The sequence below is a fragment of the Sphingomonas sp. CROZ-RG-20F-R02-07 genome (assembly GCF_022662335.1).
Taxonomy (GTDB): domain Bacteria; phylum Pseudomonadota; class Alphaproteobacteria; order Sphingomonadales; family Sphingomonadaceae; genus Sphingomonas.
Map to the genome: position 1 here is coordinate 371,104 of NZ_JAKNQJ010000004.1, position 10,435 is coordinate 381,538.

Sequence of the window (10,435 nt, forward strand, 5' to 3'; positions counted from 1 at the left end):
GGAGCGGCGCAACCCGCGGGGCGGCGCGATCGTTGGTGGTCATACCGTTAGCCGATGATGGAGATGCCCCCATGAAGATGCCCCATAATTCCGTCGTTCTCGTCGCTGATGGGCGCAAGATGCTGTTTCTGCGCAACGAGGGAGACGTGGCGAATCCCAATCTGGTCGTCGAGCGCGCCGTCGAACAGGAAGATACCGCGAACCGCGATGCGCTGACCGCGCCGGCGGGACGCAAATCGGCGTCGCAGACGGGCGCCGGCAGCGCCATGGGCGATACCGATTTCCACCAGACCGAGGAGGATCGCTTCGCGGCTGACGCGACCGACCTGCTCAAGCGGCGCGCGCTGGCGCACGAGTTCGAATCGCTGATCGTGGTCGCCCCGCCGCGCACGCTGGGCGAGATGCGCAAACATTACCACAAGGAGGTCACCGACCGGCTCGCCGGCGAACTGGCCAAGGACCTGACCAACCATCCCATTCCCGAGATCGAGAAGGCGCTCCTCGAAGCCTGATCGGTCCGACGAAAAAGGGGCTCGCGACCTTGCGGTTGCGAGCCCCTTTTTCGTGTCCGTGGTACCGGCGTTCAGCCAGCCGTGGCGGTCGGCCGTGCGAAGCGGCGACGCGCGACGAGTGCGGCGGCGGCCGCACCGAACAGCAGTACCATGGGGGGAGCCGGCACCGGCGCCGGCGGTCCGCCGTTGGAGCCGGTGCTGCCGCCATAGGAACTGCTGCCGCCGTTCGAGCTGCCGCCGTAGGAGGAGGAGCTACCGTTGGAACTCCAGCCGCCATTGCTGTTCCAGCCATTGCTGCTGGAGCTATAGCCCGACGAGGTCGACGACGACCCGCTCGAGCTTCCCGAGGAAGAACCGCTCGAACTGCCGGACGACGAACCACTGGAACTGCCCGACGAGGAGCCGCTTCCCGACGACGACACGTTGCCGCTGCTGCTGGAGCTGCCGGACGACGAGACATTGCCGCTGGAGCTGCCCGAAGACGAGACGTTGCCGCTGGATGCGGAGGAGATGTTCCCGCTCGAGGACGACGAGACGTTGCCGCTCGATCCACCCGACGAGATGAATCCGCTCGACCCGCCGGAACCGCCCGAAGAGATCGAGCCGCTCGAACTGGACCCGCCGGAGCCACCTGACGAGATGTACCCGCTCGACCCGCCCGACGACGAGGTGCTCGATACCGTGGCGCCGCCCGTGCTGCTCGACGATCCGCCGCCGCCGCCGCTGCCGCCGCTCGACGAGGTGCTGCTGACATTGCCGCTGGACGATCCGCCCGTCGACGACGTGCTGCTCACGCTGCCGCTGCTGCTTGAACCACCGCTGCTGCTGCTGGAGCCGCCGCTGCTGCTCGACGTGGAGGAGATCACGATGCCGCCACCCGAACCGCCGCTGCCGCCGCCGCCGAAACCACCGCCGAAGCCGCCCCCAAATCCGCCGCCGAAGCCGAAGCCGCCGCTGCCGCCGATCACGACGGGAACGCTGCCACCGCCCCCACCCGAGAAGCTCTCGGCAACGGGCTGCGGCAGGGGTGCGGCCTGGCTCGCCACCGTGATGACGGTCGGGGAACACTGGGCGGTGCTCGTCGTCCGCGTCACGATCCGGCGGTGGACGTGAACGGGTTGGACTTCGCGATGCGCCACCCGCTTGATGAGCTTGCGATTGAAGGACGCGTGCGAGGGCTGCTCGGCGACATGCACCGCGCCACCACCGATCACGGCGCCGCCACATGCGCACGCACAGAGTTTCGCCAAGGCCATCCGAACGGACATATCGTCACTTTCTCGTTGCTGATGCCGAACGGAGCATCAGATCCGGTTTCCCGCCGCGTTACCGCTGCACTATGAACAAGTGACGAACAAGCCCGCAAGTGCAAGGCCGTTAACCACGATAGTGGCTGTTCTTGCAGCGGATCTTCAGCCGGGTCGGTCGAAAGCGACGTTAATGTGCCAGCGTGACACAGAATGGCGCGAGGAGCGGCCCGATCCGCGCCATGTTGCGCAACGCACACGCTTTTATGGCCATCGGCAATGATTGACCGGTCGCGCTTGTCGTCTCCGGCTTGCGTGCCTATAGGCGCGATCACGATCTTGGGGGGCGGCACGTGTACGGCGAATCGCGCCGCGGCGCGCCGATGGGAGAGTGGCATGGCGACCGTATTGAATCGCGTTGAAGAAGCCCAATCGAACCCGCTGGCGGCGAACGACGCCAGCGACAGCTATCGACCGCATCCGGACGAGCCGTTCATGAGCCTGCGCCAGCAGGCCTATTTTCGCGCCAAGCTGCTTCGCTGGAAGGATGCCATCCTGCTGGAGGCGCAGGGAACGCTGTCGCAGCTTCAGGTCGATTCGCTTCGTGAATCGGATCTGACCGACCGGGCGTCGTCGGAAACCGACTGGTCGATCGAGCTGCGCACCCGCGATCGCCAGCGCAAGCTGATCGCCAAGATCGAGGCTGCGATCCGCCGCATCGACGAGGGCGAATATGGCTATTGCGAGGTATCGGGCGAGCCGATCAGCCTGGGCCGGCTCGAGGCGCGGCCGATCGCCACGATGACGGTCGAGGCGCAGGAACGCCACGAGCGCCACGAGAAGATTTCGCGAGAGGATTGAGCCGTCCCGGCCTTAAGGCTTTGGTGATGCTTGCGCCGCTACGCACGGGCGGACGAAGAACAGCTTGAGGCGAGACCCGATCCGATGGACATGACCGATCCCGCTGCCTTCGATGACGCGGGCGAATCGACCGACCGCCATCGGCGGCGCGAGCGGGACAGCCTGTTGCTGATCGCCTCGATCGCGGTCGGCGGCGAGCCGGCCCGCGAAGTGCGTATCCGCAATGTTTCCGCCGAGGGGCTGATGGCCGAAGTGGGCCATGTGGTGGAACCGGGTACGGCCGTGGCGCTCGATCTGCGCGGGGTGGGCCCGGTCACGGGCAAGGTCGCCTGGTGCACCGAGGGTCGCGTGGGGATCACGCTCGACCGGCCGATCGATCCCAAACAGACCCGCAAGCCCGTCGGCGCAGGAACGACGACGCCTTTTTACGCCAAACCGCTCGTCTCCGGCCTGCGCTGAGGCGGCGAAGGAATCGCCGCCGCTTTCGAAGGGAGAGCGGCGGCGGCGGTGTCGCGGCCTACAGGCTCGCAATCTCTTCCTTCAACCGCAATTTCTGCTTCTTCAGCGCCGCCACGACGGCGGTGTCCGGCATCGGCCGATGCTCCTCGTCGGCGATCCGCTGATCCAGCACAGCGTGCTTGGTTTCCAGGGCCGTCTGGTGCGTCGTCGGCATAATGATGGTGCCTCCTGCATTCGGGTTGGGGGATCGATTAAACCATGAAGGCGCCGGAAAGTCGCGACCGATATGACAGGCGTGCGACAAACCGAGTGGTGGTCCGCGACGATCCGCCGACACGATTCCCCTTGCTCCGCCCCACCCGGCGCGTAAGCGCAGAGGAACGGGGATCGACGAGGCGGGGGCAGCCATGGACGAAACGCAGATGGCGGCACGGCTCGACGTGCTGCGCACCGAGCACCGCGATCTCGATGCCGCGATCGACGCGCTGGCGGCGAGCGGTGTGCCCGATCAATTGCGCACGGCGCGTCTCAAGAAACGAAAGCTCCGGCTCCGCGACGAGATCGCGATGATCGAGGATCATCTCGTCCCCGACATCATCGCATGACGGCACCGGGCGGGCCGCTCCATCTGATCCATTCTGGTACGCACGGCGGCGGCGGCTCGCGCCGGTTCCGGATGCGTGACGGCGCCGGGCCGTGCATAACGCCATGGTGACGGGGGCCAGCCATGATTCGCGGATCCACCGCCGCCTGACCGAGGGCCTGTATGTCGAGGCGATGCTCCTCGCCGACGAGGCGCGCGGCTATTTCGACGATGGCGGCCGCCTGGAACGCGAGGCACTCGATCCGTTCGCCCGCGTCGCCTTTTCCTGCGAGTCGCTCAAGGTTACGACCCGGCTGATGCACGTGATCGCCTGGCTGTTGACGCAGCATGCCGTCAGCGCCGGCGAGATCGCGCCGCGCGACGCGCTCGATCCCGCCCGCCGGCTAGGCGATGCGCCCACGACCGATGGCGAGACGGCGGCGCGCATGCCCGAACGCGCGCGCCCGCTGATCGCCGCGAGCCTCGATCTCCACCGCCGTGTGGCGCGCCTCGACGCTGCGTTGGAAGAGGCGGCTGAACCCCTCAGCCCGGCGCGATCGATGCAGCAGAGGCTGAAGCTGGCATTCTGAGCCGGCGGCGAAGTAGGCGAATGTGCCACGGGCAGCGGAATCAAAGGGGAATGCCGTTAGCTTGATGGGATCACGAAATCCGTTCGCGCCGAGCTTGTCGAAGCACGCTCTCCGCGCTCACTCCTTCACATTCGGAACAAGCCCTTCGACAAGCTCAGGGCGAACGGATCAAAGTAAGTCATTGAACTCCAACGCCTGTATCGGACCTATTCACGCCGGCCCATGTCAGATCCCCAGCCGCGCCCGGGCGGCGGCATATTCGGCCACCAGCCGGTCGACCCGGTCGGCGACGCTCTCGACGCGGTCGACCGCGCCAATGCCCTGGCCCGAGCCCCAGATGTCGCGCCACGCCTTGGCCTTGGAGCCGTTGCCCCCACCGAAGTTCATCGTCTTCAGGTCGCCCTCGGGCAGCGCATCGGGATCGAGCCCGGCCGCCGCTATCGAGCTGCGCAGATAATTGCCGTGCACCCCGGTGAACAAATTCGAATAGACGATGTCCGCCGCGCGCCCGGCAACGATGCCCTCCTTATAGGCGGGTTCGGCGTTCGCCTCGGTCGTCGCGATGAAGGGCGATCCGATATAGCCGAAATCGGCGCCCATCGCCTGCGCCGCCAGCACCGCACCGCCCGTCGCGATCGCGCCCGACAGCGCGAGCGGGCCGTCGAACCATTGCCGGATTTCCTGCACGATGGCGAAGGGCGAGAGGCGCCCGGCATGGCCGCCCGCGCCTGCCGCCACCGCGATCAGGCCGTCGGCACCCTTTTCCACCGCCTTGCGCGCGAACCGGTCGTCGATCACGTCGTGGAGCGTGATGCCGCCCCAGCCATGCACCGCGGTGTTCAGATCCTCGCGCGCGCCGAGCGAGGTGATGACGATCGGCACCTGCCATTTGGCGCAGGTGGCGAGATCGGCCTCGAGCCGGTCGTTGGATTTGTGTACGATCTGGTTGACCGCGAACGGCGCCGCCGGGCGATCGGGATGCGCGCGGTTGTGCGCGGCCAGCTCTTCGGTGATCCGGTGCAGCCATTCGTCGAGCATCGCCTGGGGCCGGGCGTTCAGCGCCGGGAACGAGCCGACGATCCCCGCCTTGCACTGCGCGATCACCAGATCGGGGCCGGAGATGATGAACAGCGGCGACCCGATCACGGGCAGGCGCAGCGTCGAAAACGGGGCGGGCAGGGTCATATGCGTTGTGTAGCGCAACCGATCGGCCTGTCCAGCGACGGGGCATTTGCGTGACGCGCGCCGTCGCGTAGGAAGCGTCACACGACGAACGGGGCCGGACGCGCGACGGACGGCTCCACCAACAGGGGTTTATCCGTATGAAGCTTGCCACCGCGCTGTTGGCGCTGACCGTTTCCGCCCCCGCGCTCGCGGCGGGGCAGTTGCCCAAGACGGTGGTGCCGACGCTCTATGACATCACCGTGAAGCCCGATGCCAAGACGCTGACCTTCGCCGGCTCCGAGACCGTCAACGTGAACGTCACCGCGCCGACGACGACGATCGTGCTGAACGCCGCCGATCTGGCGATCACCAAGGTGACGTTCGACGGCGTGGTGGCGCCGTTCAAGCTGGATGCGGCGGCGCAGACGATCACCGTCACGCTGCCGATCGCCGCGCGCGTCGCACCGCACGTGATGACGTTCGACTGGACGGGCAAGATCGGCCGTTCCGCGTCGGGCCTGTTTGCGATCGACTATACCAACACCGACGGCAGCCAGGCGCGGATGCTCGCCACGCAGTTCGAGGCGCCCGACGCGCGGCGCTTCGCGCCGATGTGGGACGAGCCAGCGTTCAAGGCGAAGTTCCGCCTGACCACCACGGCGCCGGACGGGCAGCGCGCCTTTTCCAACATGCCCGCCTATTCGGTGACCAAGGCGCTGGACGGCACGCAGACCTATAAATTCGCCGAGACGCCGGTGATGTCTAGCTATCTGCTGTTCATGGGCCAGGGCGCGATGGACCGGAAGACGCTGATGGCCGGCAAGACCGAGCTGGGCGTCATCACGCGCAAGGGCGTGGCGGATCAGGGGGATTATGCGCTCGATCAGGCCAAGCGGCTGCTCGCCTATTACAACAGCTATTTCGGCCAGCCCTATCCGCTGCCGAAGATGGACATGGTCGCCGGGCCCGGCTCCAGCCAGTTCTTCGGCGCGATGGAGAATTGGGGCGCGATCTTCTATTTCGAGAACGAATTGCTGTTCGATCCGGCCCGCACGACGGAGAGCGGACGCCAGCGCATCTACACCGTGGTCGCGCACGAGATGGCGCACCAATGGTTCGGCGATCTGGTCACCATGGCCTGGTGGGACGATCTGTGGCTGAACGAAGGCTTCGCATCGTGGATGGAGAGCAAGAGCTCGGCCGATCTGAATCCCACGTGGAAAGCCGAGGCGTCGGCGGTGGCGTTCGACCGCGAGGGGGCGATGGGCATCGACGCGACCGCGGCGACTCACCCGATCGTGCGCCATGTGGAGACCGTGGACCAGATCGGCGAGGCGTTCGACGGCATCACCTATGCCAAGGGCGAGGCGGTGATCCGCATGCTCGAATCGACGCTCGGGCCCGACGTGTTCCGCAAGGGCATCCGCAGCTACATGGCGAAGTACAAATACGGCAACACCGTCACCGACCAGCTCTGGGCCGAGCTGTCGGATGCAGCGGGGCGGCCGGTGACGCAGATCGCGCATGATTTCACGCTGCAGGGCGGCGTTCCGCTCGTCACGATGACGGGCATGCGCTGCGAGCGCGGGAAGACGGTGGCGACGCTGACTCAGGGCCGCTTCGGGCTCGACCCCGCCTCGCAGGCGCCGCAGACCTGGCACGTGCCGCTGGTGCTCGCGACGCTGCGTGGCGGCGAGACGAGCGCGATCGTCAGTGGCGCAGCCCCCGCCGACGTGAGCGTGCGCGGCTGCGGCACGCTGGTGCTGAACCGCGGCAAGGGCAGCTATACGCGCGTGATGTACGACGATGCGGGCCATGCCGCGATCGTGCGCGACTATGCCAGGCTGGGGTTGAACGACCGGCTCGGCACGCTGGGCGACGATTACGCGCTGGCGCAGGGCGGCTATCAGGGCCTCCAGCGTTACCTCGACGTGCTGGGCCAAGTGGGCGCCGATGCCGATCCGCTCGAATGGTCCGTGGTGTCCGGCCAGCTCGGCAGCCTGTCGGGCTTGTATGCGGATACCCCGCTGGAGGCGCCGCTGCGCGCGAAGACCGATGCGATGCTGTCGCCCGTGCTCGCGCGGATCGGCCTCACCGCACGGGCGGGCGAATCGCCTTTGGTGACGAACCTGCGCGAGACGCTGATCGGGCGGTTGGGCGCGAACGGCGATCCGGCGGTGGGGGCGGAGGCGCGGCGCTATGTCGCGCTGCTGGCGAACGACCCGACGGCGATTCCGCCGGCGGTTCGCACGCCTATCCTCGGCACTTATGCGATCAACGCGACGCCGGCCGAATGGGACGCGCTGCTCAGCCTCACCAAGGCGGAGAAGAGCCCGGTGGCCAAGAACCGCTTCGTGTCGCTGCTCGGTTCGGCGCGCGATCCGGCGCTGGCGCAGCGTGCGCTCGGGCTGTTGAAGACCGACACGATCACGACGCCGCAAAAGGCCGCGCTGCTGCGTTCGGTCGCCACGCGGCATCCGGACATGGCGTTCGATTGGGCGGTGGCGAACCTCGCGCTGGTGAACAGCTTCCTGGAGGACAGCACGCGCTCGGGCTATGTCGTGGGCCTTGGCGGCGGATCGAACGATCCGCGGATGCCGGCCAAGATCCAGGCCTTTGCCGACAAGAACCTGCCCGCCACCTCGCGCGGCGGCACGACGCGGACGCTAGCGTTCATGGCCGTCCGCAAGGCGACCGCGGAGCGGCTGCGTCCGGCGGTGACGAACTGGGTGAAGTAGGGGCGTTCAGTCGACGCGTTTGAGGGCGCTCGCATAATGGCGGCTCCGCGCGGCGTAATGCTGCGCGGAGAGCCGGAGCGCGGCACGCGCCTTTTCGTCCAGCGTGCGCACCGCGCGCGCCGGACTGCCGACGATGAGGCTGCCCGGCGGGAAGCTCTTGCCTTCGGTGACCAGCGCGCCGGCGCCGACGATGCAATCCTCCGCGATCGTCGCGCGGTTGAGGACGATCGCGCCCATGCCGATCAGCACGCGGTCGCCGATGGTGCAGCCGTGCAGGATGGCATGATGGCCGATCGTGCAATCCGCGCCGACGGTGAGCGGTGTGCCCGGATCGGAATGGAGCATCGCGCCCTCCTGCACGTTCGATCGCGCGCCGATCCGAATTGCCGTGTTGTCCGCGCGGATCACCGCGCCGAACCACACGCTGCTTTCTTCGGCCAGGATCACCTCGGCGATCAGGTCCGCACTCGGCGCGATCCAGGCGCTGGGGTGGCAGTCGGGGCGTTTCCCGTCGAGTTCGTAGAGCGGCATCGGGTCTGGTCCTCAGGACAGGCGGAATGCGCTCGCCGCGACGACGACGAGGACGAGCGGCGCGGCGGCCCAGCCGATCCGCCGCCACGGCCGGACGGGCATGGCATATAGGTCCGCGCCCGCGATCGCCGCGGCGATCAGCGCGGCCAGCATCGTCCAGAGATGGTAGCGTAATTCGGCGGCCACGCTGAACACGCCATAGCCCAGCCCGTAGAACAGGCTCGACAGCGCGATCGGCACGATCAGCGGGCGCGAGGCCAGCCGCGGCGCCGCGATCAGCACGCCCAACGCCAGCGTGATCCCCGCGATCGGCCAGCCGAGCGGCGTCCCGGCGCTCGCGGTTGCGGCGGCGTCGATCGCGCTCAGCAGCGGGCCCGGGTGGACCGTGTAATGCCAGTCGTTGGGCGCGGATTGCACCTGCACCGCGCGCTCGACCGGATCATGGACGAGGAAGCGCGTGTTGATGTTGAAATGATGCAGCCGGTGCAGCGCATAGGCGAGCGGGTGTGCGAGGATCGCCCCGGCCCATAGCCGCGTCGGGCTTGCATGCGTGCGCGCCGCCCAGGCGCGAAACGGCTCGAAGCCGAGCGGGCAGGGCGGATCGACCCAGTTGGAATAGGGATCCCATTTCACCGCCGAATAGCAACGATGGTTGACTGCGATCGGGTTCGCCACGCCGAGGGCTGGGAACACGTTCGTCCCGCTCTCCTCGGTGATGCCGCCCAGATCGAAGATGACGAGCGACAGTTCGACGCCGCTGCGCTCGGCATGGAGCAGCCGGTTGGCGAGCGGCAGCGGCACCATCAGCAGCGCGGTCGCGACGATCGCCGTCGCGGCGACCTTCCATGGCCGGTCGCGCCACCGCGCCGGCAACAGCGCGACGGCGAGCGGCATGCAAGCGAGAAAAGCGTTGAAGCGCAACGTCGCGGCGGCCAGCAGCAGCGCCAGCGCGAGGCCGGCGAGAAGGGGGCGCACGCCCGCGCGTCGCGCCTCTCGCGTCCAGGCCAGCAGCCCCGTCGCGGCGAGCAGCGCGCCCGTCATCAGGCAATCCTTCAGCACCGCGCCCATCAGCGCCATGCCGAGCGGCAGCAGCCCCACCGACGCGAGCGCCACGCCCAGGCCCGGTCGCGGGCGTCGCCACGCCCATGCCGAGAGCAGGCCAAGGCCGATCCAGTAGAGTGCCACCTGTAGCACCAGCATGGGCGCAGGGCCGGCATGGATCGGGATCAACTGGCGCCACAGCCACTCCATGGCCGGGGGGTGCCAGTCGTCATAATCGCCGTCGATCGCCTGGCCATATTGGCGGACCGCGTCCCAGGTCATCAGCCCCGGCCAATAGGCCATGAGCGTCGCCGCCGCCGCGGCCAGCATGGCGGCGCTCAAGGCGATCGCACCGGAGGCGCGCTGACGTGATCCTGCCATGCTCCCGCATCAACGGGACAGCGCCGCCGGTGTCAACTCGACCTGGCTATTTGCCGGACCCTTTCCCAACGCCGTTGGACCCGGTCGCCTGGATGTTGGCCTGGACCTCGTGCGCCCGCGCCGAAGCCTGGTCGGGCAGCGCGTGGCCCGACTTGGCGGGATCCGCCGCGGCGGCGCTGGCGACGGCGGCCTTCGCGGCGGCGGCTTGATCCGCCGCGGCTTTGTTGGCAGCGGCCTGATCGGCGGCGGCCTGGGCCGCGGCGGCTTGCGCAGCCTGGGCTGCGGCGGCTTGCGACGCGGCCGCCTTCGATGCGGCGTCCTGGGCGGT

Annotated in this window: 14 protein-coding genes; 8 read left to right on the forward strand and 6 right to left on the reverse strand. The window is 68.1% G+C overall.

What is annotated here, in order from left to right; genetic code table 11:
- Positions 1–71: 71 nt before the first annotated feature.
- Complete coding sequence (locus L8H00_RS09450; protein ID WP_242097034.1) at positions 72–512, forward strand: host attachment family protein; 441 nt, start codon at positions 72–74, stop codon at positions 510–512.
- A 71-nt stretch (positions 513–583) separates the two neighbouring features.
- Here the strand turns inward: L8H00_RS09450 and L8H00_RS09455 are convergent, their stop codons facing one another.
- The gene (locus tag L8H00_RS09455; protein WP_242097035.1) at positions 584–934 is read right to left on the reverse strand and encodes a hypothetical protein; all 351 of its coding nucleotides are present in this window, start codon (positions 932–934) and stop codon (positions 584–586) included.
- A gap of 1 nt (position 935) precedes the next feature.
- Between L8H00_RS09455 and L8H00_RS09460 the strand changes: the two genes are divergently transcribed.
- The 4 genes from L8H00_RS09460 to L8H00_RS09475 all read left to right on the forward strand — a co-directional run bounded on the left by L8H00_RS09460 (position 936) and on the right by L8H00_RS09475 (position 3,079).
- Complete coding sequence (locus tag L8H00_RS09460; RefSeq protein ID WP_242097036.1) at positions 936–1,625, forward strand: hypothetical protein; 690 nt, start codon at positions 936–938, stop codon at positions 1,623–1,625.
- Positions 1,616–1,855, forward strand: a complete 240-nt coding sequence (locus tag L8H00_RS09465; RefSeq protein WP_242097037.1) for a hypothetical protein — start codon at positions 1,616–1,618, stop codon at positions 1,853–1,855. The genes L8H00_RS09460 and L8H00_RS09465 overlap by 10 nt, the downstream gene beginning before the upstream one ends.
- Positions 1,856–2,155: 300 nt before the next feature.
- Complete coding sequence (gene dksA / locus L8H00_RS09470) at positions 2,156–2,620, forward strand: RNA polymerase-binding protein DksA (RefSeq protein WP_242097038.1); 465 nt, start codon at positions 2,156–2,158, stop codon at positions 2,618–2,620.
- Between the two features lie 84 nt (positions 2,621–2,704).
- A complete protein-coding gene (locus tag L8H00_RS09475; RefSeq protein ID WP_242097039.1) occupies positions 2,705–3,079 on the forward strand; it encodes a PilZ domain-containing protein in 375 nt (124 codons plus the stop codon).
- A gap of 58 nt (positions 3,080–3,137) precedes the next feature.
- On the opposite strand, the gene L8H00_RS09480 is transcribed toward L8H00_RS09475, so the two are convergent.
- The gene (locus L8H00_RS09480) at positions 3,138–3,293 is read right to left on the reverse strand and encodes a YdcH family protein (protein WP_242097040.1); all 156 of its coding nucleotides are present in this window, start codon (positions 3,291–3,293) and stop codon (positions 3,138–3,140) included.
- Positions 3,294–3,486: 193 nt separating this feature from the next.
- Between L8H00_RS09480 and L8H00_RS09485 the strand changes: the two genes are divergently transcribed.
- Both L8H00_RS09485 and L8H00_RS09490 read left to right on the forward strand, forming a co-directional pair.
- On the forward strand, positions 3,487–3,684 hold the full coding sequence (locus L8H00_RS09485; protein WP_242097041.1) for a DUF465 domain-containing protein: 198 nt from the start codon (positions 3,487–3,489) through the stop codon (positions 3,682–3,684).
- A 103-nt stretch (positions 3,685–3,787) separates the two neighbouring features.
- Positions 3,788–4,252, forward strand: coding sequence for a DUF1465 family protein (locus L8H00_RS09490; protein WP_242097075.1), 465 nt, complete (start codon positions 3,788–3,790; stop codon positions 4,250–4,252).
- Between the two features lie 225 nt (positions 4,253–4,477).
- Here L8H00_RS09490 and L8H00_RS09495 read toward each other — a convergent pair whose 3' ends face one another.
- Positions 4,478–5,437: a nitronate monooxygenase family protein gene (locus L8H00_RS09495; protein ID WP_242097042.1), complete on the reverse strand. Its 960-nt coding sequence runs from the start codon at positions 5,435–5,437 to the stop codon at positions 4,478–4,480.
- 137 nt (positions 5,438–5,574) lie between these two features.
- Here L8H00_RS09495 and L8H00_RS09500 point away from each other — a divergent pair, with 137 nt between their 5' ends.
- Positions 5,575–8,154 (forward strand): M1 family metallopeptidase, encoded by a 2,580-nt coding sequence (locus L8H00_RS09500; protein ID WP_242097043.1) that lies wholly within the window; start codon positions 5,575–5,577, stop codon positions 8,152–8,154.
- A 6-nt stretch (positions 8,155–8,160) separates the two neighbouring features.
- Here the strand turns inward: L8H00_RS09500 and L8H00_RS09505 are convergent, their stop codons facing one another.
- From L8H00_RS09505 to L8H00_RS09515, 3 genes are all read right to left on the reverse strand, one after another.
- On the reverse strand, positions 8,161–8,685 hold the full coding sequence (locus tag L8H00_RS09505; RefSeq protein ID WP_242097044.1) for a gamma carbonic anhydrase family protein: 525 nt from the start codon (positions 8,683–8,685) through the stop codon (positions 8,161–8,163).
- 12 nt (positions 8,686–8,697) lie between these two features.
- On the reverse strand, positions 8,698–10,107 hold the full coding sequence (locus tag L8H00_RS09510; protein ID WP_242097045.1) for a hypothetical protein: 1,410 nt from the start codon (positions 10,105–10,107) through the stop codon (positions 8,698–8,700).
- 46 nt (positions 10,108–10,153) lie between these two features.
- A partial coding sequence (locus L8H00_RS09515) for a hypothetical protein (RefSeq protein WP_242097046.1) occupies positions 10,154–10,435 on the reverse strand: 282 nt, incomplete at its 5' end.

What these genes read in the sequence shown, in the direction of transcription:
- L8H00_RS09450 (WP_242097034.1), top strand. Translation starts at nt 72, where the DNA reads ATGAAGATGCCCCATAATTCCGTCGTTCTCGTCGCTGATGGGCGCAAG.
- dksA (WP_242097038.1), top strand. Translation starts at nt 2,156, where the DNA reads ATGGCGACCGTATTGAATCGCGTTGAAGAAGCCCAATCGAACCCGCTG.
- L8H00_RS09475 (WP_242097039.1), top strand. Translation starts at nt 2,705, where the DNA reads ATGGACATGACCGATCCCGCTGCCTTCGATGACGCGGGCGAATCGACC.
- L8H00_RS09480 (WP_242097040.1), bottom strand. Translation starts at nt 3,293, where the DNA reads ATGCCGACGACGCACCAGACGGCCCTGGAAACCAAGCACGCTGTGCTG.
- L8H00_RS09485 (WP_242097041.1), top strand. Translation starts at nt 3,487, where the DNA reads ATGGACGAAACGCAGATGGCGGCACGGCTCGACGTGCTGCGCACCGAG.
- L8H00_RS09490 (WP_242097075.1), top strand. Translation starts at nt 3,788, where the DNA reads ATGGTGACGGGGGCCAGCCATGATTCGCGGATCCACCGCCGCCTGACC.
- L8H00_RS09495 (WP_242097042.1), bottom strand. Translation starts at nt 5,437, where the DNA reads ATGACCCTGCCCGCCCCGTTTTCGACGCTGCGCCTGCCCGTGATCGGG.
- L8H00_RS09500 (WP_242097043.1), top strand. Translation starts at nt 5,575, where the DNA reads ATGAAGCTTGCCACCGCGCTGTTGGCGCTGACCGTTTCCGCCCCCGCG.
- L8H00_RS09505 (WP_242097044.1), bottom strand. Translation starts at nt 8,685, where the DNA reads ATGCCGCTCTACGAACTCGACGGGAAACGCCCCGACTGCCACCCCAGC.
- L8H00_RS09510 (WP_242097045.1), bottom strand. Translation starts at nt 10,107, where the DNA reads ATGGCAGGATCACGTCAGCGCGCCTCCGGTGCGATCGCCTTGAGCGCC.